At 73.5% G+C, this 24,724-nt stretch carries 19 protein-coding genes and 1 pseudogene; 8 read left to right on the forward strand and 12 right to left on the reverse strand.

Annotated features, from left to right (window positions below; all coding sequences use genetic code 11):
• Positions 1–6 precede the first annotated feature (6 nt).
• Both ABZ883_RS23480 and ABZ883_RS23485 read left to right on the forward strand, forming a co-directional pair.
• Complete coding sequence (locus ABZ883_RS23480; RefSeq protein WP_360909060.1) at positions 7–219, forward strand: hypothetical protein; 213 nt, start codon at positions 7–9, stop codon at positions 217–219.
• A 12-nt stretch (positions 220–231) separates the two neighbouring features.
• Complete coding sequence (locus ABZ883_RS23485; protein WP_360909062.1) at positions 232–771, forward strand: AAA family ATPase; 540 nt, start codon at positions 232–234, stop codon at positions 769–771.
• Here ABZ883_RS23485 and ABZ883_RS23490 read toward each other — a convergent pair.
• Together ABZ883_RS23490 and ABZ883_RS23495 are read right to left on the reverse strand one after the other, a co-directional pair.
• Positions 758–2,401, reverse strand: coding sequence for an AMP-binding protein (locus tag ABZ883_RS23490; RefSeq protein WP_360909064.1), 1,644 nt, complete (start codon positions 2,399–2,401; stop codon positions 758–760). The genes ABZ883_RS23485 and ABZ883_RS23490 overlap by 14 nt on opposite strands.
• A complete protein-coding gene (locus ABZ883_RS23495; RefSeq protein WP_360909066.1) occupies positions 2,398–4,074 on the reverse strand; it encodes an AMP-binding protein in 1,677 nt (558 codons plus the stop codon). Before ABZ883_RS23495 ends, ABZ883_RS23490 begins: the two co-directional genes overlap by 4 nt.
• Positions 4,075–4,167: 93 nt before the next feature.
• Between ABZ883_RS23495 and ABZ883_RS23500 the strand changes: the two genes are divergently transcribed.
• Positions 4,168–5,025, forward strand: a complete 858-nt coding sequence (locus ABZ883_RS23500) for a LuxR C-terminal-related transcriptional regulator (RefSeq protein WP_360909069.1) — start codon at positions 4,168–4,170, stop codon at positions 5,023–5,025.
• 547 nt (positions 5,026–5,572) lie between these two features.
• Positions 5,573–8,374 carry an AAA family ATPase gene (locus ABZ883_RS23505; RefSeq protein ID WP_360909071.1) on the forward strand — a complete coding sequence of 934 codons (2,802 nt, stop codon included), beginning with the start codon at positions 5,573–5,575 and terminating at the stop codon, positions 8,372–8,374.
• Between the two features lie 461 nt (positions 8,375–8,835).
• Here ABZ883_RS23505 and ABZ883_RS23510 read toward each other — a convergent pair whose 3' ends face one another.
• A complete protein-coding gene (locus ABZ883_RS23510; protein WP_360909074.1) occupies positions 8,836–9,345 on the reverse strand; it encodes a MarR family transcriptional regulator in 510 nt (169 codons plus the stop codon).
• A 116-nt stretch (positions 9,346–9,461) separates the two neighbouring features.
• On the opposite strand from ABZ883_RS23510, the gene ABZ883_RS23515 reads away from it, so the two are divergent.
• Positions 9,462–10,022, forward strand: a complete 561-nt coding sequence (locus tag ABZ883_RS23515) for an NAD(P)H-dependent oxidoreductase (RefSeq protein ID WP_360909077.1) — start codon at positions 9,462–9,464, stop codon at positions 10,020–10,022.
• A gap of 65 nt (positions 10,023–10,087) precedes the next feature.
• On the opposite strand, the gene ABZ883_RS23520 is transcribed toward ABZ883_RS23515, so the two are convergent.
• The 4 genes and pseudogenes from ABZ883_RS23520 to ABZ883_RS23535 form a co-directional block, all read right to left on the reverse strand.
• Positions 10,088–10,885, reverse strand: a complete 798-nt coding sequence (locus tag ABZ883_RS23520; protein ID WP_360909079.1) for a maleylpyruvate isomerase family mycothiol-dependent enzyme — start codon at positions 10,883–10,885, stop codon at positions 10,088–10,090.
• 35 nt (positions 10,886–10,920) lie between these two features.
• Positions 10,921–11,358, reverse strand: a complete 438-nt coding sequence (locus tag ABZ883_RS23525) for an NAD-binding protein (RefSeq protein ID WP_360909194.1) — start codon at positions 11,356–11,358, stop codon at positions 10,921–10,923.
• Positions 11,332–11,841 (reverse strand): annotated as a pseudogene (locus ABZ883_RS23530) (NAD(P)-binding domain-containing protein); the annotation flags it as partial. The pseudogene ABZ883_RS23530 and the gene ABZ883_RS23525, both read right to left, overlap by 27 nt.
• Before the next feature lie 75 nt (positions 11,842–11,916).
• Complete coding sequence (locus ABZ883_RS23535) at positions 11,917–13,299, reverse strand: NADP-dependent succinic semialdehyde dehydrogenase (RefSeq protein ID WP_360909081.1); 1,383 nt, start codon at positions 13,297–13,299, stop codon at positions 11,917–11,919.
• A 170-nt stretch (positions 13,300–13,469) separates the two neighbouring features.
• Here ABZ883_RS23535 and ABZ883_RS23540 point away from each other — a divergent pair, with 170 nt between their 5' ends.
• Positions 13,470–16,226 (forward strand): SpoIIE family protein phosphatase, encoded by a 2,757-nt coding sequence (locus ABZ883_RS23540; protein WP_360909083.1) that lies wholly within the window; start codon positions 13,470–13,472, stop codon positions 16,224–16,226.
• Here ABZ883_RS23540 and ABZ883_RS23545 read toward each other — a convergent pair.
• The 4 genes from ABZ883_RS23545 to ABZ883_RS23560 are packed head-to-tail and all read right to left on the reverse strand — an operon-like array spanning position 16,207 to position 21,216.
• Positions 16,207–17,358, reverse strand: coding sequence for an XdhC/CoxI family protein (locus ABZ883_RS23545; RefSeq protein WP_360909085.1), 1,152 nt, complete (start codon positions 17,356–17,358; stop codon positions 16,207–16,209). The genes ABZ883_RS23540 and ABZ883_RS23545 overlap by 20 nt on opposite strands.
• 23 nt (positions 17,359–17,381) lie before the next feature.
• Positions 17,382–19,763, reverse strand: coding sequence for a xanthine dehydrogenase subunit D (gene pucD / locus ABZ883_RS23550; protein ID WP_360909087.1), 2,382 nt, complete (start codon positions 19,761–19,763; stop codon positions 17,382–17,384).
• A 5-nt stretch (positions 19,764–19,768) separates the two neighbouring features.
• Complete coding sequence (locus ABZ883_RS23555; RefSeq protein ID WP_360909089.1) at positions 19,769–20,338, reverse strand: (2Fe-2S)-binding protein; 570 nt, start codon at positions 20,336–20,338, stop codon at positions 19,769–19,771.
• Positions 20,329–21,216 carry an FAD binding domain-containing protein gene (locus ABZ883_RS23560; RefSeq protein ID WP_360909091.1) on the reverse strand — a complete coding sequence of 296 codons (888 nt, stop codon included), beginning with the start codon at positions 21,214–21,216 and terminating at the stop codon, positions 20,329–20,331. Before ABZ883_RS23560 ends, ABZ883_RS23555 begins: the two co-directional genes overlap by 10 nt.
• 263 nt (positions 21,217–21,479) lie before the next feature.
• Here ABZ883_RS23560 and ABZ883_RS23565 point away from each other — a divergent pair, with 263 nt between their 5' ends.
• A complete protein-coding gene (locus ABZ883_RS23565) occupies positions 21,480–23,126 on the forward strand; it encodes a PucR family transcriptional regulator ligand-binding domain-containing protein (RefSeq protein WP_360909093.1) in 1,647 nt (548 codons plus the stop codon).
• A gap of 17 nt (positions 23,127–23,143) precedes the next feature.
• Here ABZ883_RS23565 and ABZ883_RS23570 read toward each other — a convergent pair whose 3' ends face one another.
• Positions 23,144–23,689, reverse strand: a complete 546-nt coding sequence (locus ABZ883_RS23570) for a TetR/AcrR family transcriptional regulator (protein WP_360909095.1) — start codon at positions 23,687–23,689, stop codon at positions 23,144–23,146.
• 186 nt (positions 23,690–23,875) lie between these two features.
• Between ABZ883_RS23570 and ABZ883_RS23575 the strand changes: the two genes are divergently transcribed.
• A complete protein-coding gene (locus ABZ883_RS23575; protein ID WP_360909097.1) occupies positions 23,876–24,715 on the forward strand; it encodes an oxidoreductase in 840 nt (279 codons plus the stop codon).
• Positions 24,716–24,724: the final 9 nt, after the last annotated feature.

A 24,724-nucleotide genomic window follows, 5' to 3' on the forward strand; every position in this document is an offset into this window, starting at 1 on the left:
CCACACGTGCGCGGGACGAGACGGGCGGCGGTCGTCGCGATCGCGGCCGCCGCGCTGTGGGCGACGGCAGGTGACGCCGCGGTCGCGTCCGTCACCTTCGCCAAGCGGGGGTGGACGCTCACGGTCGACGCGGGCGCCTGGCCCGGCGAGCCGGACACGTACGACGTCGTCGCGTCCTCGGCAGCTGCTGACGCACGAGGTGGCGCCCGCGGGCCCTGACATGATGTCCCGGTGGACGGGATCATCTGGCTGAACGGGACCTTCGGCGCCGGCAAGACCACCACCGCCGCGGAGTTGGGCCGCATGCTGCCGGGGGCGCACGTCTTCGACACCGAGCACGTCGGCTTCATGCTCCGGCACGTACTGGCGCAGGCCGCGCCCGTGCGCGACTTCCAGGAGTGGCCGCCGTGGCGCGCGCTGGCCGTGGAGTCGATCGCGCAGGTGCGGCGCTTCCTCGGCGGTCCGCTGATCGTGCCGCAGACCGTGCTCGTGGCGGCCTACTGGGCAGAGCTCCGCGACGGCCTGGCCCGGCACGGCCTGCCCGTACGGCACTTCGTGCTGCACACCGACAGCGCCACCCTGGCGCGGCGCATCGAGGAGGACACCGTCGAGACCGGCGCACGGCAGTGGCGGCTGGACCACCTCGCGGCGTACGAGGCGGCCCTGCCGTGGCTGCGCGAGGCGGGCACCGTGCTGGACACCACCGGCGTGCCACCGCACGAGGTGGCCCTGCGGATCGCGGCGGCCGCCGAAGCCGTCACCGCGGGCTGAAGGACTCCCGCAGTTCGATCTTGCGCACCTTGCCGCTCACCGTCATCGGGAAGGACTCCATGAGCCGCAGGTGGCGGGGCACCTTGTAGTGCGCCAGCCGGCCGCGGCAGTAGTCGGCGAGGTCCTGGACGGTGAGCGTCGCGGCCGGGTCCTTGAGGATGACGCAGGCGAGGATCTCCTCGCCGTAGCGCTCGTCGGGGACGCCGACCACCTGGACGTCGGCGATGCTGGGGTGCCCGTACAGGAACTCCTCGATCTCCCGCGGGTAGACGTTCTCCCCGCCGCGGATGATCATGTCCTTGATGCGGCCGACGATCTGCAGGTAGCCGTCCTCGCGCATGACCGCCAGGTCGCCGGTGTGCATCCAGCGGCTCGCGTCGATCGCCTCGGCGGTCTTCTCCGGCTCGTCCCAGTAGCCGAGCATCACCGAGTAGCCGCGGGTGCACAGTTCGCCCGCCGCACCGCGCGGGACGGTCACACCGGCGGCGTCGACGACCTTGACCTCGATGTGCGGCAGGACCCTGCCGACGGTGCCGGTACGGCGTTCCAGGTCGTCGTCGCGCCGGGTCTGGCAGGAGACCGGCGAGGTCTCGGTCATCCCGTAGCAGATGGAGACCTCGGCCATGTGCATCTCGGCGACGACCCGCTTCATGACCTCCACCGGGCAGGGCGAGCCGGCCATGATGCCGGTGCGCAGCGAGGACAGGTCGTAGTCGGCGAAGCCGGGCAGGTTGAGCTCGGCGATGAACATCGTCGGCACCCCGTAGAGCGAGGTGCAGCGCTCCTGTTCCACCGCCCGCAGCGTGGCCGCGGGGTCGAAGGTGGGCGCCGGTATCACGATGCAGGCGCCGTGCGAGGTGACGCCGAGGTTTCCCATCACCATGCCGAAGCAGTGGTAGAACGGCACCGGCAGGCAGACCCGGTCCTGTTCGGTGTACGCGATCGACTCCCCCACGAAGAAGCCGTTGTTGAGGATGTTGTGGTGCGAGAGCGTCGCGCCCTTGGGGAAGCCGGTCGTGCCGGAGGTGTACTGGATGTTGACCGGGTCGTCGCAGGACAACTCGGCCTCGCGCTCCGCCAGTTGCCCGTACGGCACATGGGCGCCTGCCGCAACGAGCGCGTCCCAGCCGGGGCCGCCGATGTACACGACCTCGCTCAGCGACCGGCACTGAGGGCGGACCTGGTCGACCATCGCCCGGTAGTCGCTGTCCTTGTACGCGGTCGAGGAGACCAGGACCTCGATGCCGGCCTGGTTGAGGACGTAGGCCAGTTCGTGCACCCGGTACGCGGGGTTGATGTTCACCATGATCGCGCCGATGCGGGCCGTGGCGTACTGGACGAGCACCCACTCCGGGCAGTTGACCGCCCAGATCCCGACCCGGTCGCCCTTGCCGACGCCCTTGGCGAGCAGGCCGCGCGCCACGTCGTCCACGGCGTCGGAGAACTGCGTGTACGTCCAGCGGCGGCCGCCGGCCACGTCGACCAGTGCCTCGCGGTCCGGCCAGGCGGCCACGGCGCGGGCGAGGTTGCGGCCGATGGTGTCGCCGAGCAGCGCGGTGGTGCCGGTGCCGGAGGCGTACGAGGGTTCCGCGGGCTCCTGGCCTTGCGACGGTCTGCCGGGTGCGGTCACTTGTGGTCCTCCTCGCGGTACTCGGTGCCGGTGCTTCCCTCGGCGGTGCGCTGCCGCAGCTCGATGCGGCGGATCTTGCCGGAGACGGTCTTGGGCAGGTCGGCGAACTCCAGCACGCGCACCCTCTTGTACGGGGCGAGCACCTGCCGCGAGTGCGCGAAGAGCGCGGCCGCGGTCCCCGCGTCCGGCTCCCAGCCCTCGGCGAGCACGACGTACGCCTTCGGCACGGCCAGCCGCAGCGGATCGGGCGAGGGGACGACGGCCGCCTCGGCGACGGCGTCGTGCTCCAGCAGGGCGCTCTCCAGCTCGAACGGGGAGATCTTGTAGTCGGAGGCCTTGAAGACGTCGTCCGAGCGGCCCACGTAGGTGATGTAGCCGTCGGCGTCGCGCGAGCCGATGTCGCCGGTGCGGTAGTAGCCGCCGGCCATCGCCTCGGCGGTCCGCTCCGGGTCCCCGGCGTAGCCGGTCATCAGGCCGACCGGGCGCGCGGACAGGTCGAGGCAGATCTCGCCCTCGTCGCCGGGCTTGCCGGTGACGGGGTCCACCAGCTCCACCACGTACCCCGGACTCGGGCGGCCCATCGAGCCCGGCTTGAGCGGCTGGCCGGGCGGGTTGGCGACCTGCACGGCGGTCTCGGTCTGGCCGAAGCCGTCCCGGATGGTGAGCCCCCAGGCGCGCCGCACGTGCTCAATGACCTCGGGGTTCAGCGGCTCGCCCGCGGCGACGACCTCGCGCGGCGGGGTGCGCAGCGCGGTCAGGTCGGCCTGGATCAGCATGCGCCAGACGGTCGGCGGGGCGCAGAAGCTGGTGACGCCGGCCCGGTCCATCTCGGCCATGAGGCGGCCCGCGTCGAAGCGGGCGTAGTTGTGGATGAAGACGGTCGCCTCGGCGCTCCACGGCGCGAACAGGTTGGACCAGGCGTGCTTGGCCCAGCCCGGCGAGGAGATGTTGAGGTGGACGTCGCCGGGGCGCAGGCCGATCCAGTACATGGTGGCGAGGTGGCCCACGGGGTACGACACGTGGGTGTGCTCGACGAGCTTGGGGCGGGCGGTGGTACCGGAGGTGAAGTAGAGCATCAGCGGGTCGTCGGCGCGGGTCTCGCCGTCCGGCGTGAAGTCCGCCGGGGCGTCCGCGGTGTCCTCGTACGCCAGCCAGCCCTCGGGCGCGCCGCCGACGGCGATCCGGGTGTAGTCCCCCGGGACCGTGTCGAACTTGGCGGTGTCCGCGGAGCGGACGATCACATGGCGGGCCTGTCCGCGCTCCACCCGGTCGGTCAGGTCGGCCGGCCCGAGCAGGGGGGTGGCGGGGATGACCACGGCGCGCAGTTTCATGGCGGCCAGCGCGGTCTCCCACAACTCGGCTTGGTTGCCGAGCATGACGACGATCCGGTCGCCGGCCCGCACACCCCACTCGCGCAGCCGCACGGCCACGCGGTTCGAGCGCTCGGACATGGCGGCGAACGACACGACGGTCTCGGTGCCGTCCTCCTCGACGATGTGCAGGGCCGGGCGGTCGTTGCCCTCGGCGATCACGTCGAACCATTCGAGCGCCCAGTTGAAGTGCTCGGGCCGCGGCCAGCGGAAGCCCTCGTACGCCGTCTTCCAGTCCTCCCGGTGGCGCAGCAGGAAGTCCCGGGCCGACCGGAACTCGTCTGTCCGGCTGGTTGCCGCCATGTGTCCTCCTTATTGCCTGCCCCCTCAGTAGCATCCTGTGGTGAGCGACAGAGCTCTCACTACCCCCGATCGGGGGTGAAGGAGCGCGGGGAGATGCCGGGTAGCGGGACGGGAACGGGCGAGGCGGCCGAACTGCGGGCGGCGCTGCTGCGGATGCGGCGCGCCAGCGGGCTTCCCGTCGCCTTCGGCGGACTCCTCCCCGACCCGCGTGAGCTGCGGATATCCGAGCTGTCCGGCACCACCACCCGTTCCTTGCAGGGGCTTGCCGTCACCCTCGGCAACGGCCTGGGCGGCAAGACCATCGCGCTCGGCCGGCCGCTGGCCGTCACCGACTACGGCGCCTCGCGGGTGATCAGCCACGAGTACGACGGCGCCGTGGCCGCCGAGGGGCTGCGCTCGGTGCTCGCGGTGCCGGTGGTCGTGCGCCGCCGGGTGCGCGGCGTCCTGTACGGCGCGCTGCGCCACCCGACCGCGCTCGGCGACCGGCCGGTGAGCGCCGCCGTCGAGGCGGCCCGTGAACTGGAGCACCGGCTCGTGCTGCGGGACGAGGCGGACCGCCTGCTCTCCACGTGCCGCCAGCCGACGGCGGGCGACCCGGCGGCGTGGGAGGAGGTCCGCGAGGCCCATGGGGAACTGCGGGCCCTCGCCCAGCGCGTCACCGATCCCCTGCTGCGCCAGGAACTGCTCGCCGCCTGCGGCCGGCTGGCCGCCGCGTCCCTGGCCTCGGCCGCCCCGCCCGACGCCGGCGCCCGGTCGGTGCCGCTGTCCGCCCGCGAGATCGACGTCCTCGCCTGCGTGGCCGGCGGCGACACCAACGCCGCGGCGGGCGAGCGGCTGGGGGTGCGCCCGGAGACCGTCAAGAGCTACCTGCGGTCCGCCATGCGCAAGCTGGGCACGCACACCCGCCTCGAGGCCGTGGTCGCGGCCCGCCGCGCGGGTCTGCTGCCCTAGCCGGGCCGCGCGTCGGCGGCCTCCTCCGGCCTTCGGTCCAAGGAGCCCGACCACGCCGGCCACGGGACGACTCTCCGCCGTGCGATGCACCGACCTGGGGGTACGGAGCCCCGGGCGGTGGCGGGGCCGTGACCGCCGCTGGAGGCGTGGCGGCGGCCACGGCATGGGCGGGGCTGACGCTCCGTCACCATTCCCTCTGCGACGATCGGCCACCGGACGCCGCGAGGACGCCACGACACGTCGCTGTGCGTCAAGCCCGCCCGTATGGCTCAGTGCGCGGACCGCGGAGCGGGGGGAGCGCGCGACGGCCGGCGGAGGGGGAACGGGGATCACCGCCGGGCATCGGGGGATACTGAAAGGGTGTCAGGAAGGAGGCGGTCCCGGTTTTTTCCCGACTTGGCCTCTCATTACCGGATATAAATCCGGCGCCACAGGGATATTCCGTATAGCGGACAATCACTAAACTCTGCCAGCCACAGACCTGTCGGGATTCAATGGCCCTTTGCTTAACATTGTCCCGAACACGACACTGAGGGGAGCGGCGACCGTGGAGCAGGCCTTCGACGTGCCGACCCGACCCCGACCTGACCAGGTGATTGGGCGAGGTGATGTGCTCGCGCGCGCCCGCGGGCATGTGACCGAGGGGGGCAGCCTCCTGCTGTACGGCCCGGCCGGAATCGGGAAGTCCACCGTCCTGCGGACCCTCGCGGCCGAATGCGCCGACGGCGCCGCGGCCGTGCTGCGGTGTTCCGCCACGGAATCGGAGTCCCATCTCCCCTTCCTCGCCCTGGTCGACCTGCTGGGGCTCGTCGCCGACGAGGTGTCCGAGGGCCTGCCGGGCCCGCAGCGCGCGGCGCTGGAGTCGGCGCTGACCGGCCGCGGTGAGTCCTCGCTGCAACGGGACGGCCTGGCCCTGCGGCTGGCGGTGCTGTCGGTGCTGCGTGCGCTGGCCGCGCGGGGGCCGGTGCTGATCGTCGTGGACGACCTGCAGTGGATGGACCCGGCCAGTGCCGAACTGCTGGCCTTCGCGGCCCGCCGTGTGGCGGGCCTGCCCATCCGGGTGCTCGGCGCCGTGCGCACCGACGCCGATCCGCAGGACCAGCAGGACCGCTACGCGTGGGCGTTCCCCCAGGACGCGCTGACGCTGCGCGTGACGCCGCTGTCCCGCCCCGAGGTGTCCGAACTCCTGGAGGCGCGCGGGCACACCGGGCTGCCGCGCGCGGTCGTCCGGGACATCCACGTCACCAGCGGCGGCAATCCGCTGTTCGCGCTGGAGCTGGGCCGCGCCCTGGCAGAGAGCCGGACGCCGCCGCAGCCCGGCGAGCCGCTGCCGGTGCCGACCTCGTTGCGCGCGCTCGTGCTCAACCGGCTGGAGATGCTGTCCGCCGAGACCCGGCGCACGCTCCTGATCGCCAGCGCGGGGGCGCGCCCCACCCTCGCGACGCTGCGCAGCGCGGGGCGGGCCAACGCCGAGAGCGAGACCGCGGTCGCGGCCTCGCTGGGCCTGGTCGAGATGGACCACGACCACAGCGGGCTCATCCGCTTCGCCCACCCGCTGATATCCGCGGCACTGTACGCGGAGGCCACCCCCGAGGACCGGCGCAGCGCGCACGCCGCGCTGGCCGCCGCGGCCGGCGACCCGATCGAACGCGCCCGGCACCTGGCACTGGCGACGACCGGCAAGGACCGGCGCGTCGCGGCGAGCCTCGCCGAGGCCGCGGACGAGGCCCGGCTGCGCGGGGCACCGTCGATGGCCGCGCAACTGGGCCTGCTGGCGGCCCGGCACACGCCGGCCGGTGCGGTCCCCAGCGCCGACCAGCGGCGGCTGCGGGCCGCCGAGGACGCGCTGACCGCCGCGGAGCCCGAACTCGCCCGCGCCACCGCCCGTGAAGTGCTCGCGGTGGCGACGGAACCGGCGGACCGCGTACGGGCGTGGATCGTGGTGATCGACTCCGTCGGCCAGGCCCTGTCCGAGGTCGACGACGTCTACCCGCAGGCCTTGGCGGACGCCGGCGACGACCCGCGCCTGCAGGGCCTGGTGCGCTACCAGCTGGCCTGGCGGGCCCTGGTGGACGGCCAGATGATCCGGGCCCGCGCCGAGGCCGCCCGGTCGGCGGCGCTCGCCGCGGAGGCGGGCGACCGGCGCACCGAACTGCTCGCGCTCTCCTTCAAGGCGCTCAACGAGACGACCATGGGCCACCCGGACGCCGCCGCCACCCTGGCGCTGGCCTCCGCGGAACCGCAGGACCCCGACGTCGCCATGAACCACAACGGCCCGGTCTACATCCGGTCCCGCTACCTGCTGATGAGCGACCGGCTGGACGAGGCCCGCACCGCGCTGACCTGGCTGGTCGGCGAGGCGCGCCAGCGCGGCGCGGTGGAGACCGAGGTCTACGCGGTGCGCAGCCTCGCCGAGATCGAACTGCGCTCCGGCCGCTGCGGAACGGCCCTCGAACTGGCCAGGGAGAGCCTGCGGCTGGCCGAGGACATCGGCATCGGCGAGGGCTTCGCGCTCCAGATCGCCGCCCTGGCCGAAGCGGGCGGCGGCACGGTGGAGCGCGCCCTGTCGCTGGCCGGGGACGCGGTGCGGCGGGCCGAGGCCGACAGCGACATGCCGTACATGACGCGGGCGCTGTACGCGCTCGGGCACGCGCGGCTGGTCGGCGCGGACCCGCAGGGCGCGGTGGAGGCGCTGCGCCGGGTGCGGGAACTGGAACGCGAGATGGGCGTGACCGAGCCCGCGCGCGGCCGCTGGCAGGGCGACCTGGCCGAGGCACTCGTCCTCACCGGCGCGCTCGGCGAGGCACGGGAGGTCATCGACGCGACGCGCACGCACGCCGTCCGGCTGCGGCGGCACAGCGTCCTGGCCGTGCTGGAGCGCGCCGAGGGCATGCTGCTGGCCGCCCGCGGCAACGCCGAGAGCGCGGTGGCCGTCCTCACCGCGGCGCGGCAGCGGCTCGCCGGGCTGGGCTACGCCTTGGAGGAGGCGCGGGCGGTGCTCGCCGTCGCCCATGTCGAGGCCGAACGCCGCAACCGTTCCGCCGCCCAGGCCGCGCTGGAGGAGGCGGCCCGCCTCTTCCGGCGGGCCAAGGCCCTGCCGTGGCTCGACCATGTCGGTCCCGCGGCGGAGGCGCCCGCGGCCGCTCCCCCGGAGCTGGAGGGGCTGGCCACGATGGAGCGCCAGGTCGCCTCCCTGGTGCTGGAGGGGGCCACCAACCGGGAGATCGCCGCGACCCTGTTCATCAGCGTCAAGACCGTGGAGGCGACCCTCACCCGGGTCTACCGCAAGCTGGGCATCCGCTCGCGGGTCGACATCGTCCGCCTCGCCGCGGGGCGCCGCGCGGGCTGACCCGCTCGGCCGGGCCCGCCGGGGGGGCGGGTTCCGGCCAGTTCCGGTGCCTGTGCGTGACCGAGGGTTTTCCCTGCGCAACCGGGCGAGGGGCATCCCTCGTTGAGGGGCCGCCGGGTCGCCCCTACCGTAAGTGCCGCACGCAGCACAGCAGTTCAGCACCGCGGGACGCCGTGTGCGCCTCGTCCCTTCGTTCCACGGTCGCCGACGGCGTCGGCTCCGGCCGTGCCGTTCGCGCGGACTCCCTGCCGCCCCACCGGCAGCCGCGCGTCCCCCCACCGGCACCCCAGGAGCTCCGCGTCCCGGCTCACGTGCAAGGAAGGCCGCCGCCGCGGTCACGGCGACCGCGGCGCGCCGGCCGGCCCGCCGCCATGAACTCCTGACCATCCGTCAGGGAGCGCCGGGGGCGCCGCGGGTCGGCCACGAGCCACCCGCGGCGCCCCTCTCCACCTCCGGAAGCGTCAGCAGCCGTCGCCCGCCGCGTCGACGGCGGCGTAGATACGGTCGAACGCGGACTTGAGGCGGACGGCCTCACCCGGTTCCAGGGCGTCGAAGATCAGAGCGCGGACCGCGTCGACGTGCGCGGGGGCCGAGGCGGCCAGTTTGCCGAAGCCCTCGCAGGTGAGGGTGGCATTGGTGTACCGGCCGTCGCACGGATCGGTCTCACGACGGATGTAGCCCCGCCCCTCAAGGCGCTTGACCACGTGGGACAGGCGCGAGAGGGAAGCGCTCGCGAGGCCGGCCAGCTCGCTCATCCGCATGGTGCGGCCCTCCTGCTCGGAGAGCTTCGCCAGGACGTGGTACTCCATCCAGTTCAGGTCGGCGTCGCGCTCCAGCCGCCGTTCCAGCGCGGGCAGGAGCAGGGTCAGCACCCGGGCCATCGACATCCAGGTCGCCAGCTCCTCGCCGCGCAGCCAGCGGGGCTCCGCCGCGGTCACCTCGTCCTGCGACGTGTCCGGATTCTTCGTCATGAGGACCAGGTTAACGGAGAGGCTTGAAGCTTCAAGTTCGTCTGTTACAGTTCGAGCGAGGCTTCACTTGAAGCTTCAAGATCAATTTCCCCATGCACAGATCAGGAATTCCCGACATGACCAGGATCGGCATCATCCTCGGCAGCACCCGTCCCGGCCGCAACGGCGAGAAGGTGGCCCACTGGGTCGTCGAGCAGGCCCGTACCCACGGCGGCGACGCGACCTTCGAGCTGGTGGACCTCGCGGACTACCCGCTCCCCCACCTCGACGAGCCCATGCCCCCGGCCATGGGTCAGTACCAGAACGCCCACACCAAGGAGTGGGCCGAGAAGATCGCGAGCTTCGACGGCTTCATCTTCGTCACCCCGGAGTACAACCACTCCACCTCCGGTGTGCTGAAGAACGCGATCGACTACCTGTTCGCCGAGTGGAACAACAAGGCCCTCGGCATCGTCTCCTACGGCTCCGTGGGTGGCGCCCGCGCCGCCGAGCACCTGCGCCTCATCGCCGGTGAGCTGAAGATGGCCGACGTGCGCACCCAGGTCGCGCTGTCGCTCTTCACCGACTTCGTCAACTTCTCCGAGTTCGCCCCGGGTGAGCACCAGGCCGCCACCCTGTCGACGCTCATCGACGAGGTTGTCGCCTGGAGCAGCGCCCTGGCGCCTCTGCGCGGCTGAGCTCTCCGTGACAAGGCAGGGGCGCCCGGCGGGCGCCCCTGCCTTCGGCCGGCTCGGGTGCACCGCTAGACGATGTCGAGGCGGTCGAGGAACGGTGTAGCGGCGGACGCGTCCCCCGTGATGCGGCAGTGCTCGCGCCAGGGTGTGCGGGTGGTGCCCCAGGCGATGAAGTCCAGTGCGGTGCTGTGGACGCGGGTGGACGCGTCGGCGCCCGGCACCACGGTGAGCCTCCCGTCCGGCCCGTCGGCGGGCAGGACGGTGACGGTGGTGGCCCCCGGCCCGGTCAGGTCGAGCACGAGGGGCCGCGTCACCGTCGCGGCCAGCTCCGGGCCCTGCATCTGCGGCAGGCCGGCGAGCATGAACTCCACGGCGGGCGCCACCTCGCCGTCGGCCGGCTCCGGGAGGGTGAAGGGCAGGGGACCGTCCGGGGCGAGCATGTCGTTGCGCAGATGGCAGAAGACGTTGAAGGCCATGGTGTTCGCCAGGAGATGCCGCGGATACGTCCCGAGGCCGGGCACCTCCACGGGCTCCCCCGCCGCGGGCGGTTCCTGGGCCGCTTCCAGGAGGTCGAGCTGCCGGGGGGTGCTGAGTCGCCACTCGGCGAGGACGTCGGCATGGCTCAGTCCACGGCGTTCGTCGACACGCAGATCGTGGTAGCGCTCGCGGTTCGCCGGCAGTGACGGATCGGGCGGTGGCGGGTCCACCGCCTCGGAGGCCAGCGCCGCGAGGTGCGCCATCACGTCGATGACGCGCCACCCCTCGCACGCCGACGGCAGTTCCCACTGGGCGTCGTCCACCTGGGGGACGATCTCCGCCAGCTGCGCGGTGCTCGCACGCGCGGCGGCGATGCCGGCACGGGTCATCGTTCCTCACCCGCCTCCTTCGCAGGGCGGTCCGGTCAGACCGCGGCGTGGCGGGACATCCGGTAGGTCGCGGCGACGTCCGCGCGGCCGAGTCCGTCGTCGCTCGCGAGGTGCAGCCGTTCACTGACGACCTCGGCGATCCCCAGGTGCAGTCCCGCGGCACGGGCGGTGTCGGTGATCAGCCCGGCGTCCTTGGCGGCCGCTTCGAGGGGGAACGACGGGGTGTCGAGGTCGTCGTCGAGCATCCGCGGGCCCTTGGTCTGGACGTACGGGCTGTTGAGGCCGCTGCCGTCGATGACGTCGATGACCATGTGCGGGTCCACGCCCAGGGTGCCGGCCAGGGTGAGGGACTCGGCGATGCCCTCCACGGTGGTCAGGACCCAGGCGTTGTAGGCGAGTTTGAGGCCGCTCGGCCGGCCCACCTCGTCGAGCCAGACGGTGCGCGAGCCCACCGCCTCCAGCACCGGCCGCACCAGCTCCCGCGCCTCCCGCTGCGGGGAGGCCGCCAGGACGGTCAGGGTGCCGGCCACGGCCGGCTCCTTGGTGCCGAGCAGCGGGGCCTCTACGTACGGGACGCCCAGCCGTTCGGCCTGCGCCGCGAGGCGCCTGCCCCCGTCCGGGGAGACCGTGCACGTCTGCACCCACACGGGCCGGCCGGCCAGGCCGTCGCGGGCCTGGTCCATGACGTCGGCGACCACCTGCTCGTTCGCGAGCGCCGTCAGCACGACGTCGGCGCCGCGGCAGGCCTCGGCCGGTGTACCGCACACCGTCGCGCCGGCGTCGGTCAGCGGTTCGGCGACGGCGCGGTTGCGGTTCCAGACACGCAGTCCCAGCCCCGCCGCCGCGATGTTGCGCGCCATGGCCTCCCCCATGGTGCCCGTGCCCAGCACCGCGACCACGGGTCCGCTCTGCCCGGACGGCGCCGTCCGGTTCGTGTCGCTCATCGCCCGGCCTCCCTGTGCTCGGCGGGCCGCGCGCCGCGAGGGCGGCGCGAGGCCGGTCGTGCCGACTGCTCCCCGGCGACCGGGGGTTCAGGCGTGCTGCCCGATCCAGACGGTCTTGGCGTTCATGAACTCCCGCATGCCCAGGTCGGACAGCTCGCGGCCGTAACCGCTGCGCTTGACGCCGCCGAAGGGGATCTCGGGGTAACTGGTCGTGTTGCCGTTGATGAAGGCCATGCCCGACTGCACGTCGCGGACGAACAGTTCGCGTTCGGCCTCGTCCTCGCTCCACAGGTTCGACCCGAGGCCGTAGGGGTGCCCGTTGGCCTCTCGCAGGGCCTCGTCCAGGGAGGGCACCGTCCACACCTGCGCCACGGGGCCGAAGACCTCCTCGTGGTACATGCGCATGTCCGGCGTGGTGCCGGTCAGCACGGTCGGCGGGTAGAACCACCCGGGCCGGTCGGGGCGTTCGCCGCCGAGCAGGACCGTCGCGCCCTTGGCGACGGCGTCGTCGACGTACGACTCCACGTCCTCGCGGCCGGACTCGGTGGCCAGCGGCCCGACGTCGGTGGCCGCGTCCATCGGGTCGCCCACCACCAGCGCGCCCATCTTCGCCACGAACATCTCGAGGAACGCGCCGCCGATCTCCTCGTGCACGAAGAAGCGCTTGCCGTTGATGCAGGACTGCCCGTTGTTGAGGCACCGCGCCTTGACCGCGACATCGGTGGCCCGCTCCAGGTTCGTGGAGGGCATGACGATGAACGGGTCGGAGCCGCCGAGTTCGAGGACCACCTTCTTGATCTCGTCACCGGCGATGCCGGCCACCGACCGCCCCGCGGGCTCGCTGCCCGTCAGCGTCGCCGCCGCCACCCGCGGGTCGCGCAGCACCTGCTCCACCGTGCCGGCGGAGATCAGCAGCGTCTGGAACACGTCGTCGGGGAAGCCCGCGTCGCGGAAGAGCTCCTCCAGGTACAGGGCGCACTGCGGCACGTTCGAGGCGTGCTTGAGCAGACCCACGTTGCCCGCCATCAGCGCGGGCGCGGCGAACCGCATGGCCTGCCACAGCGGCAGGTTCCACGGCATCACGGCGAGCACCACGCCGATCGGCTGGTACGTCACAAAGGTCCGCGCGGCGCCCACGCGCCCGGCGTCGGACTCCAGGTCCCGCAGGAACGCGGGCCCCTCGGTGGCGTAGAACCGCAGCCCGTGCACGCACTTGACCACCTCTTCCTCCGCGGCGCGGAAGGTCTTGCCCATCTCCGAGGTGATCATCGTGCTGACGCTCTCGACCTCCTTCTCCAGACGGTCGGCCGCGTGGTGCAGCCATTCCGCCCGCTCCTCGACGCCCGTCAGCCGGTACGAGGCGGCCGCGGCCGCCGCCCGGGCGAGCTTGTCCTCGAGTTCCTCAGGGGTCAGCTCATCGAACCTCCTGAGGACCTCACCTGTCACAGGACTCGTGGTTGCGATAGCCATGAGTCCACGCTATGACCGCCCTAAAACATCGGCAATTCACCTGTTTGCGCGGCCGTCGGACCGCTGTCCGCGCACGCCGCGGGGCACTCGTCCGGCGCACGCGCCGCGGCCGCGGACCGTACCCCGCGTACCGGTCGCCTCATCGGTTCCGTGCGTGTAGACATGGCCCTATGGCGGGCCCCATCGACCAGCAGGCCTCGCGAAGACCGCCGGCCCGGGGCCTGCGCGTTCTGCTGGCCGGACGCAGCGTCGCCGGCCAGGTGTTCCTGCTGCAGGTCGTGGTGGTGCTCCTGCTGGTCGCCGCCGCGGTGGCCGAACTGCTCGTGCAGGCGAAGCACGACAGCCGGCAGGAGGTGGGCAACCGCTCGGTGGCCGTGGCCGCCGCCTTCGCCAGTGCCCCCGGGGTCGCCCAGGCCCTGGCGTCGCCCGACCCCTCGGCGGTCCTGCAGCCGAGGGCGGAGGAGGCCCGCAAGCGCTCCGGCGTGGACTTCATCGTCGTGACGGACACCGAGGGAACCCGCTACACCCACCCCGTGCCGGACCGGATCGGGGAGAAGTTCGTCGGCGACATCGGTCCCGCGCTGCGCGGCGAGGTGGTGACGGAGACCGTCACGGGCACCCTCGGACCGCTCATCCAGGCGAACGTGCCGGTGTTCGACGCCCAGGGCAAGGTCGTCGGCATCGTGTCCGCGGGCATCACCGTCGCCAAGGTCAGCGGCGTGGTCAACCACATCCTGCCCATCCTGCTGGGCAGCGCCGCCGTGGCGATGGCGCTCGCCATGGGCGGCACCTGGCTGATCGGCAGACGGCTGCTGCGCCAGACCGGCGGCCTCGGGCCGCTGGAGATGACCCGTATGTACGAGCACCACGACGCGGTGCTGCACGCGGTGCGCGAGGGCGTCCTCATCCTCGACGGGGACGGGCGGCTCCAGCTCGCCAACGACGAGGCGCGGCGGCTGCTGCGGCTGCCCGCGGACGCCGAGGGCCGGCCCGTCGGCGAGCTCGGCCTGGACGAGCGGACCCGCGAACTGCTCTCCTCGGGCCGGACCGTGACGGACGAGGTACTGCCGGCCGGCGACCGCCTCCTGGTGCTCAACAACCGGCCCACGGACCTCAACGGCGGCCCGCCCGGCTCGGTGGCCACCTTGCGGGACGCCACCGAGCTGCGCGCCCTGTCCGGCCGTGCCGAGACGGCCAGGACCCGGCTGCGGCTGCTGTACGACGCGAGCGTGGCGATCGGCACCACGCTGGACATCACGCGAACCGCCGAGGAGCTCGCCGAGGTCGCCGTACCGCGCTTCGCCGACTACGTCACCGTGGACCTGGCGGAACCGGTGCTGCGCGGTGAGGAGCCGCTGCGGCCCGGCCCGGCCGTGACGATGCGCCGGGTGGCGGTGGGCGGGGTGCGCCCGGACCCGCCGCTGGGCCCCGAGGGGCACCCGGTGGCGGTCCGGCCGTCGAGTCCCCAGGCCGCCGGGCTGACGACCGGCCGCGCGGTCCTGGAGCCGCGTCTCGCGGACTCCGCGGACTGGCGGCGGCAGGACCCGGAGCGCAACGCCAAGGTCCTCTCCTTCGGCATCCACTCGCTGATCTGCGCGCCGCTGAGCGCGCGCGGCGTCCTGCTCGGCCTGGTCAACTTCTGGCGTTCCCAGGAGAGCCCGCCGTACGAGGAGGACGACCTGTCGCCGGCCGAGGAGCTGGCGGCACGCGCCGCGGTCTGCATCGACAACGCCCGCCGGTTCACCCGCGAGCACACCATGGCCGAGACCCTGCAGCGCAGCCTGCTGCCGCAGAAGCTGCCCCGGCTGAACGCGATCGACGCGGCCTACCGCTACCTGCCCGCGCAGGCCGGGGTGGGCGGCGACTGGTTCGACGTGCTCCCACTGCCGGGCGCCCGCGTCGCCCTGGTGGTGGGGGACGTCGTCGGGCACGGCCTGCACGCGGCAGCCACCATGGGGCGGCTGCGCACGGCCGTGCACAACTTCTCCGCCCTGGACCTGCCGCCGGACGAGCTGCTGAGCCACCTGGACGAACTGGTCGGCCGCATGGACCGGCCCGACGCGCTCCCGGACACCGGCGAAGGTGAGGACGACGACGCGAGCGCGGTGGCGGAACGTGTCCCCGGCGGCACCGCGGTCTCCGGCGCCACCTGCCTGTACGCGGTCTACGACCCCGTCTCGGCGGTGTGCACCCTGGCCCGGGCGGGCCATCTGCTGCCCGCCGTGGTGCGCCCCGACGGCGCGGTGGACTTCCTCGAACTGCCCCAGGGACCCCCACTGGGCCTCGGCGGGATGCCCTTCTCCGCGGTGGAGGTCGTGCTGCCCGAGGACAGCACCCTCGTCCTGTACACCGACGGCCTCGTCGAGGACCGCGAGCGGGACATCGACGAGGGCCTGGAACAGCTGCGCGGCGTCCTGGCGGGGCGCCGGGGCCGGGACCCCGAGGCGATCTGCCGGGACGTGCTCGACGCGATGCTGCCGCCGGACCCCGCCGACGACATCGCGCTGCTCGTGGCCCGCACCCGGGTGCTGGACGGCAGCCGCGTCGCGGAATGGGACGTGCCGGGCGACCCGGCAGCCGTCGCCGGTGTCCGGGCGGCGGTGTCCCGCCGGCTGGCCGCATGGGGATTCGAGGAGCTGTCCTTCACCACCGAACTGCTGCTCAGCGAGCTGATCACCAACGCCATCCGCTACGGGGCCGAGCCCATCCACGTCCGGCTGATCCTGGACCGGACGCTCATCTGCGAGGTCTCCGACGCCGGCAGCACCGCCCCGCACCTGCGCTACGCGGCCACCACGGACGAGGGCGGCCGGGGCCTGTTCCTCGTCGCCCAGTTCGCCGAGCGATGGGGCACCCGCTACACCGCCACGGGCAAGGTCATCTGGGCGGAGCAGGCGCTCGCGCCGGTCACGCCGCCGGAGTGGTGACGCCCGCGGCCGGTGCGGCGGGCGCGGGCTCGTCGCGATGGATCGGGGTGTGCCCGCCGGTGAGCGGGACGCCGGAGCCGCCGCGCCGATGGGCGACGATCTCGGCGGCGATGGACAGCGCGGTCTCCTCCGGGGTGCGGGCGCCGAGGTCGAGCCCGATGGGGCTGTGCAGCCGGGCGAGTTCCCCCTCCGCCAGGCCCGTCGCGCGCAGCCGTTCCAGGCGCTGTTCGTGGGTGCGCCGGGACCCCATGGCGCCCACGTAGCCGACCGGCATGCGCAGGGAGCGCTCCAGCAGCGGGACGTCGAACCTGTCGTCGTGGGTGAGCACGCACACCGCGGTGCGGCCGTCGACCGGGGTCCGTTCGAGGTAGCGGTGCGGCCAGTCGACGACCACCTCGTCGGCGTCGGGGAAGCGGCGGGCGGTCGCGAAGACCGGGCGGGCGTCGCAGACCGTCACGGTGTACCCGAGGAACCGGCCGGCCCGTACGAGGGCGGCGGCGAAGTCCACCGCGCCGAACACCAGCATGCGCGGCGGCGGCACCCCGGCCTCGACGAGCAGCGTGACCGGCTCGCCGCAGCGGCTGCCGTCCGCGCCGATGTGCGCGGTCGCGGTGCGTCCCGCCGTCAGCAGCGCGCGGGCCTCGGCGGCCGCCGTGCGGTCCAGGAACGGGTCGCCGAGCGTGCCCTCGTATGCTCCGCCGGGCCGCACCAGCAGCCCCCGGCCCAGCAGTGCGGCCGGGCCGCGGACGATCCTGGCCACGGCGACGGCGTCCCCGGCGACCGCGCCGGCCAGTGCCGCGGCGTAGTGCGGCTCGGCGCGCGGGGCGATCCGCTGGACGAAGACGTCGATGGCGCCGCCGCAGGTCAGTCCGACGGCGAAGGCGTCGTCGTCCGCGGGGCCGAAGTGCTGGAGCACGGGCTCCCCGGACTCCAGCACCTCCCGGCACACCTCGTAGACGGCGCCTTCGACGCAGCCGCCCGACACACTGCCGACGGCGGTCCCCCCGGCGTCGACCGCCAGGGCCGCCCCGGGCTGCCGGGGCGCGCTGCCGCCGACCGTGACGACGGTCGCGACCGCGAACGCCCTTCCCTGCCCTGCCCAGCGGTGCAGTTCACCGGCGATGTCCAGCATGAAAGGCGCTCCTTGACGCTCCGTCAGGTACCTGTGAGGTGCTCGGGTCGTACCGGTACGCGTTCCAGGGGCAGCCCGGTCGCCGCGCGGATGGCGGCGACGACCGCCGGGGTGGAGGACAGGGTCGGCGCCTCGCCCGCGCCGCGCAGCCCGTACGGGGCGTGGTGGTCGGCGAGTTCGAGCACGTCGACCGGGATCGGCGGTGTGTCGAGGATGGTGGGGATCAGGTAGTCGGTGAAGGACGGGTTCCTGACCTTCGCCCCGTCGGAGACGACGATCTCCTCCATGACGGCCAGCCCCAGCCCCTGGGTGGTGCCGCCCTGGATCTGGCCGACGACCGCCAGCGGGTTCATCGCCTTGCCGACGTCCTGGGCGCAGGCGAGTTCGACGACCTTCACCAGCCCGAGTTCGGTGTCGACCTCGACGACCGCGCGGTGCGCGGCGAAGGAGTACTGGACGTGGCCGAAGCCCTGGCCGGTCCGCAGGTCGAAGGGCTCGGTCGGGCGGTGCCGCCACTCCCGTTCGATGTCGATCACCTCGTCGCCGAGGACCTCGGCGAGCGGGGCCAGCACCTCACCGCCGTCGGTGACCACCTTGCCGCCCTCCAGGAGCAGTTCGGCGGTCGCCCACGCCGGGTGCCCGCTGCCGAACCTGGCCCGGCCCATCTCCAGGGCGCGTTCGCGCACCGCCTCGCAGGCGTGCCGCACCGCACCTCCGGTGACGTACGTCTGCCGGGACGCCGAAGTGGAACCGGCCGAACCGACCCGGGTGTCGGCGGGGTCGATGGTGACCTGGGTGATGCCGAGCTCGGTGCGGGCGATCTGCGCGTGCACGGTGATCCCGCCCTGGCCGACCTCGGCCATCGCGGTGTGCACGGTCGCGACGGGCTCGCCGGCGACCACCTCCAGACGGACCCGGGCGGTGGAGTAGTCGTCGAAGCCCTCGGAGAAGCCGACGTTCTTGATGCCGACCGCGTAGCCGACGCCGCGTACGACGCCCTCGCCGTGCGTGGTGTTGGACAGGCCGCCCGGCAGGGCGCGCACGTCGACCGCGCCTCCGGCGCTCTCCCACTGGGCCTTCGGCGGCATCGGCATCGCCTTGACCCGGCGCAGGAGTTCGGCGACCGGCGCCGGGGAGTCCACCACCTGGCCGGTGGGCATGACCGAGCCCTGGGACATGGCGTTGAGCTGCCGGAACTCCACCGGGTCCATGCCGAGCGCGGCGGCCAGCTTGTCCATCTGCGCCTCGTAGGCGAAGCACGCCTGGACCGCGCCGAAGCCGCGCATGGCCCCGCACGGCGGGTTGTTGGTGTAGAGCGCGATGGCCTCGACGTCCACGTCGCCGACGACGTACGGGCCCACCCCGAGCGACGCGGCGTTGCCGACGACGGCGGGCGAGGAGGACGCGTAGGCGCCGCCGTCCAGCACGATCCGGCACTTCACATGGGTGAGCCGGCCGTCGCGGGTGGCACCGTGCTCGTAGTGGAGCTTCGCCGGGTGGCGGTGGACGTGGCCGAAGAAGGACTCGAAGCGGTTGTAGACCATCTTCACGGCCTTGCCGGTGCGCAGCGCCAGCAGGCAGGCGTGGATCTGCATCGACAGGTCCTCGCGCCCGCCGAAGGCGCCGCCCACGCCGGAGAGCGTCATACGGACCTTGTCCTCCGGCAGTCCGAGGACGGGGGCGATCTGGCGCAGGTCCGCGTGCAGCCACTGGGTGGCGATGTAGAGGTCCACACCGCCGTCCTCGGCGGGGACGGCGAGTCCCGACTCCGGGCCGAGGAACGCCTGGTCCTGCATCCCGACCTCGTAGTCGCCCGTGACGACGACGTCGGCGCGCCGGGCCGCCGCCTCGGCGTCGCCGCGGACGACCGGCTGCCGGTGCACGATGTTGGGGTGCGGGACATGGCCGATGTAGTGGTCGGTGCGGCCCTCGTGCAGGAGCGGCGCGTCCGGCGCGGTCGCCGTGGCCTCGTCCACCACGACGGGCAGCGGTCGGTAGTCGACCCGGATCTTCGCGGCGGCGCGGCGTGCCGTCTCCGGGTGGTCGGCGGCCACGATGGCGACCGGCTCGCCGTGGTGGCGGACGCGGCCGTGGGCCAGGACGGGGGTGTCCTGGAGCTCCAGCCCGTAGTGCCGCACGCCGGTCGGCAGGTCCTCGTGGGTGAGGACCGCGTACACGCCCGGCTGGGCGAGGGCCGCGGAGATGTCGATCGCGACGATCTCGGCGTGCGCGTGCGGACTGCGGAGCGTGTGCCCCCACAGCATGTCCTCGTGCCACAGGTCGGAGGCGTAGGCGAACTCGCCGGTGGTCTTGAGGAGTCCGTCGGGGCGCAGCGTGGACTCGCCGACACCGCCCCTGGTCTCGCTGCCCTGGGTGGTCGGTGCCGGGGTACGGGTCACGCCCATCGCGGTCAGCCCTCCGCCCCGGTGCGGGCGGCCGCGAGGCGGACCGCGTCGAGGATCTTCTCGTAGCCGGTGCAGCGGCACAGGTTGCCCGACAGGGCCTCGCGGATGTCGGCGTCGGTGGGCCGGGGGTTGTGCTCCAGCAGTTCGTCGGCGGCGACCAGCAGGCCGGGGGTGCAGAAGCCGCACTGCACGGCGCCCGCGTCGAGGAACGCCTGCTGGACGGGCGACAGCGCGGTGGCCGGGTCGCCGGGGCGGGCCTGCCACTGCCGGGCGGCGTCCAGGCCGGTGCCGCCGGGGGCGTTGTCCGCCGCAGGGGCGTCGCGCTCCTCGGCGTACCGCGCCAGGCCCTCGACGGTCACCACGTCCCGGTCCTGCGCCTGCCCGGCGGCGACCAGGCAGGCGCACACGAGGACACCGTCCAGGCGCACCGTGCACGAGCCGCACTCGCCCTGCTCGCAGGCGTTCTTCGAGCCGGGCAGGCCCATCCGCTCACGCAGGACGTAGAGCAGGCTCTCGCCCTCCCAGACGTCGTCTGCCTCCTGGCGGCGTCCGTTGACGGTGAAGGTCACGCGCATCGGGTGCCTCCCGTCCCATCGCGGTACTCCTGCCATGTCCAGCCGAGGGTGCGGCGGGCCATGACGGTCAGCGCGTGCCGGCGGTAGGCGGCGGTGCCGCGGACGTCGTCGATGGGGCTGGCGCAGGCGGCGACCAGCTCGGCGAACTGCCGGGCCACGGCCGGGGGGACGATCCGGCCGTTGTCCCAGAACCCGCCTTCCTCCAGGGCCGCGTTCAAGAACTCCTCCGCGACGACGGCGCGGACCGGGGTGGGCGCCGCCGACCCGATGCCGGTGCGGACCGTGCGGGTCTCCGGGTGCAGCGCCAGGCCGAAGGCGCAGACCGCGATGACCATCGCGTTGCGGGTGCCGACCTTGGAGAACTGCTGGGGGCCGTCGGCGTTCGCGATGTGGACGGCGCGGATCAGCTCGTCCGGGGCGAGCGCGTTGCGCTTGACGCCGGTGTAGAACTCCTCGACCGGGATCATGCGGGTGCCGCGCACCGAGACGGCCTCGACCTCGGCGCCGGCGGCCAGCAGCGCCGGGTGCGCGTCGCCCGCCGGGGAGGCCGCGCCGAGGTTGCCGCCGACGCTGCCGCGGTTGCGGATCTGGGGGGAGCCCACGGTGTGCGCGGCCAGGGCGAGGCCCGGCAGCTGCGGCCGCAGGTGCTCCATGATCCGGGTGTAGGGGACGCAGGCGCCCAGCCGCACGGTCCGCTCCCCCACCTCCCACTCGTGGAGCTCGGCGACGCGGTTCAGGTCGAGCAGGACATCGGGACGCCGGTGGTCGAAGTTGATCTCGACCATCACGTCGGTACCACCCGCGATGGGCACGGCCGAGGGATGCTCCGCCTTCGCGGCGAGCACCTCCTCCCAGCTCGCGGGACGCAGGAAGTCCATGCGGCGCTCTCTTCTCGTCGGGAACAAAATGGCTCGTTCATGTCCTGTTCACGCGATGTGACTCAGTACACTTCCCTGCACCCGTCCGGGTGCAGTCACCGAACACCTGAAGCACTTGGCTGGTCGGTAGGCTTGCCTTGTAGATTCCTCCGAAAATCGCGGACCGGAAACCTGTCGGCATCGCGGTGGCAACACCGACGCAATGCATCAGGCGCCACCCTGGTACCGCCTCGGCCGGAGGCGTACGAGACGAGGCGACGACGATGCGGCTGCGCGCACTCCTGGACACCGATGCCCTCGGGCTGCGACTGCTCGGCGGCGAGGAGGAGCTCGACCGCACCGTCCGCGGGGTGATGACCACCGACCTGAAGGACCCCAGCCGCTACCTGACCGGTGGCGAGCTCGTCCTGACCGGTCTGGCGTGGCGCCGGGAGCCCGCCGACTCCGAGCGCTTCGTGCGCATCCTCACCGCGGCCGGGGTCACGGGGCTCGCGGCCGGCGAGGCCGAACTCGGCTCCGTCCCCGACGACCTGGTGCTGGCCTGCGCCCGGCACCGCCTGCCGCTGTTCGCGGTGGACGAGGACGTCTCCTTCGCCTCCATCACCGAGCACGTCGTACGCCAGGTCTCCACCGAGCGCGCGGGCGACCTGGCGGCCGTCGTCGAGCGGCACCGCCGCCTGATGGCCTCGGGCCCGGCGGGGGGCGGCCCGGACGCCGTCCTCGACCTGCTCGGCAGTGACCTGGACCTGCGCGCGTGGGTGCTGTCCACGACCGGGCGCCGCATCGCCGGCTCCGACCACCCCCTGCCCCCGCAGGTCCGCGCAGAACTGGCCGGCGAGCACCTCGCCGCGTCCCGGACCGGGCGGCGCTCACCGCACCGCGCGTACGCGGCGGGGCGCCCCTACTCCCTCTTCCCGATCCGCAGCGGCGACCCGGCGGCCGACGTCCGGGCCACCTTGCTGTCCGACTGGTTCCTGGCCGTCGACGCCGACGCCGGCGAGTGGCCCGCCGAACGGCTCGACCTGCTCCACGGCGTCACCCAGCTCATCGCCGTCGAACGCGAGCGCCGCGACGCCTCCCGCACGGTGCGGCGGCGGCTGGCCGCCGAGGTCATGGACCTGGTCCAGGCCGGCGCGCCCCCGTCCGAGATCGCCGCGCGGCTGCGGGTCGCCGCGCCCGTCCTCGCGCCGGGGCTGGGCGCGGCCCCCCACTGGCAGGTCGTGGTCGCCCGCGTCGACTGGGCGGGCGGCGGCGTGCCGTCGGGTCCCGCGGCCCAGGCGCTGCTGGAGGAGGCGCTGGTCGATCCGGCCGCCGTCGGCTCGGACCCGGCCGACCGCATCGCCGTCGCCCACGCGGGCGACGAGGCGCTGGCCCTCGTCCCGCTCTCCTCGGTCGACACCGAGGGCCCCGCACCCGAGCTGTCCGCCCAGCGGCTGCTCGGCATGCTGCGCGCCCCCCTGAGCCACGGCCTCGACGGCGACGGCCGCCTCACCATAGGCGTCAGCGCCGCCGTCCACTCCGCCGACGGGCTGCGCGGCGCCCTGGAGGAGGCCCGCCACGCCCGCCGCGTCGCCGCAGCCCGCCCGGGCCGGGTGTGCGTCGCGGGCCACGAGGAGCTCGCCTCCCACGTCCTCCTGCTGCCCTTCGTCCCCGATGACGTCCGCCGCGCCTTCACCGCCCGCCTGCTGGACCCGCTGCGGGACTACGACCAGCGGCACCGCGCGGACCTCATCCCCACGCTGGGGGCGTTCCTGGAGTGCGACGGGTCCTGGACGCGCTGCGCGAACCGGCTGCACCTACACGTCAACACCCTGCGCTACCGCATCGGGCGCATCGAGCAGCTGACGGGCCGTGACCTGTCCCGGCTGGAGGACAAGGTCGACTTCTTCCTGGCCCTGCGGATGAGCTGACCGCCGCCGGCCGGGCGTCAGTCCGCGCCGAGGCCCGTCAGGAACGTCGCGGCGACGAGGTCGGCGGCCCGCGGGGGGTCCACATCGGGGAACCGGTGCGCGACGGAGTCGACGAGTCCGCTGAGGACCGCCCGCGCCCACGCGGGGTCGGTGTCCGGCCGCAGGAAGCCCTCGTCGACGATGCGCTGGACGAAGGCGTCGAGGCGGGCGCTCTGCTCGTCGCGACGGGCGCTGGCCTCGGGGTCCTGCTGCATCATCCGCCGGGTGTCGACGGGCCATTCCCGGCTGACGGGGATGATCCCTTCGAGGTAGCGGTGCAGGGCCACCTGGACCGGGGCCTCGGTCAGGCGCGCCTCGTCCAGAACGCGTCCCGAGGAGTCGAGCTTGGCCTGGAAGACGGCGCTGAGCAGGGCCTCCCGGTTCGCGAAGCGGCGGTGGACCGTCGTGCGGTCGACTCCGGCGGCGGCGGCGATGGCCGCCATGGAGGTGCCCGGGTCCTCGGCCAGGAGGCGGGCGCCGGCCTGGAGGACGGCGGTCAGATTGCGTGCGGCGTCGGCTCTCATGGTCCGCCGATTCTACCGTCCGGCATCACTTGCGCCATCAAACACTCGCCGTGAGATGCAACACGTCGATTAGATGCAACATTGATGTTGCGTTTCACGGAAAACCCTCTACGTTGGAGTTGCCGCCAGGAGAGGCGCGCATCGATGGACCGACGAACCGATGGACCGAGGAATAGAGGCACGCGCATGTCACGCACATGGCTGATCACCGGAGGCTCGCAGGGGCTGGGCAAGGCGCTCGCCCTCGCGGCGCTGGAGGACGGCGACCGGGTGGTGGTGACCTCGCGCACCCCCGGATCGCTGGATTCCCTGCGGGCCCGGTACCCGGAGCGGCTGGAGGCGGTGGCGCTGGACGTCACCTCCGCGTCGCAGTCCCGCGACGTGGTGGCGAAGGCGGTGGAACGGTTCGGCTCGGTCGACGTGCTGGTCAACAACGCCGGTTACGCCACCAGCGGCTCGATCGAGGACTTCCCCGAGGACGAGTTCCGCGCCCAGGTCGAGGCCAACCTCTACGGGGTGGTCCATGTGACCCGGGCGGTGCTGCCGGTGATGCGCCGTCAACGGTCCGGGCACGTGGTCCAGATCTCCTCCATCGGCGGGCGCGTCGGCGGCACGCCCGGCCTCAGTGCCTACCAGACGGCCAAGTTCGCCGTGGAGGGCTTCTCCGAGGTCCTCGCCAACGAGGTGGCGCCGTTCGGGGTGAAGGTCACCATCGTCGAGCCGGGCGGCATCCGCACCGGCTGGGCCGCGGGCGCGGCGGAGCCGTCCGGCCCGGTCACCCCCGACTACGCGTCCACGGTGGGCGCATGGCTGGCCCGCTTCGCCGAGTACGCCGGCAACGAGCCCGGTGACCCGGACCGCATGGCCCGCGCGATCATCGGCGCGGTCGACGCCGAGGAGCCCCCGCGCCGGCTCCTGCTCGGTGGTGACGCCCTGGACATCGCCATCCGCTCGGAGGAGGGCCGGCTCGCCGAGGCCCGCGCGTGGGCCGAGGTCAGCCGCTCCACGGGCTACCCCACCGCCTGACCGGCCCGG

Source organism: Streptomyces sp. NPDC046977, assembly GCF_040644455.1.
In the GTDB taxonomy this organism is placed as follows: domain Bacteria; phylum Actinomycetota; class Actinomycetes; order Streptomycetales; family Streptomycetaceae; genus Actinacidiphila.

What these genes read in the sequence shown, in the direction of transcription:
- ABZ883_RS23545 (WP_360909085.1), bottom strand. Translation starts at nt 17,358, where the DNA reads ATGCTGGACATCGCCGGTGAACTGCACCGCTGGGCAGGGCAGGGAAGG.
- ABZ883_RS23560 (WP_360909091.1), bottom strand. Translation starts at nt 21,216, where the DNA reads ATGGACTTCCTGCGTCCCGCGAGCTGGGAGGAGGTGCTCGCCGCGAAG.
- ABZ883_RS23565 (WP_360909093.1), top strand. Translation starts at nt 21,480, where the DNA reads ATGCGGCTGCGCGCACTCCTGGACACCGATGCCCTCGGGCTGCGACTG.
- ABZ883_RS23520 (WP_360909079.1), bottom strand. Translation starts at nt 10,885, where the DNA reads ATGACCCGTGCCGGCATCGCCGCCGCGCGTGCGAGCACCGCGCAGCTG.
- ABZ883_RS23515 (WP_360909077.1), top strand. Translation starts at nt 9,462, where the DNA reads ATGACCAGGATCGGCATCATCCTCGGCAGCACCCGTCCCGGCCGCAAC.
- ABZ883_RS23500 (WP_360909069.1), top strand. Translation starts at nt 4,168, where the DNA reads ATGCCGGGTAGCGGGACGGGAACGGGCGAGGCGGCCGAACTGCGGGCG.
- ABZ883_RS23495 (WP_360909066.1), bottom strand. Translation starts at nt 4,074, where the DNA reads ATGGCGGCAACCAGCCGGACAGACGAGTTCCGGTCGGCCCGGGACTTC.
- ABZ883_RS23510 (WP_360909074.1), bottom strand. Translation starts at nt 9,345, where the DNA reads ATGACGAAGAATCCGGACACGTCGCAGGACGAGGTGACCGCGGCGGAG.
- ABZ883_RS23575 (WP_360909097.1), top strand. Translation starts at nt 23,876, where the DNA reads ATGTCACGCACATGGCTGATCACCGGAGGCTCGCAGGGGCTGGGCAAG.
- ABZ883_RS23570 (WP_360909095.1), bottom strand. Translation starts at nt 23,689, where the DNA reads ATGAGAGCCGACGCCGCACGCAATCTGACCGCCGTCCTCCAGGCCGGC.
- ABZ883_RS23535 (WP_360909081.1), bottom strand. Translation starts at nt 13,299, where the DNA reads ATGGCTATCGCAACCACGAGTCCTGTGACAGGTGAGGTCCTCAGGAGG.
- ABZ883_RS23540 (WP_360909083.1), top strand. Translation starts at nt 13,470, where the DNA reads ATGGCGGGCCCCATCGACCAGCAGGCCTCGCGAAGACCGCCGGCCCGG.
- pucD (WP_360909087.1), bottom strand. Translation starts at nt 19,763, where the DNA reads ATGGGCGTGACCCGTACCCCGGCACCGACCACCCAGGGCAGCGAGACC.
- ABZ883_RS23555 (WP_360909089.1), bottom strand. Translation starts at nt 20,338, where the DNA reads ATGCGCGTGACCTTCACCGTCAACGGACGCCGCCAGGAGGCAGACGAC.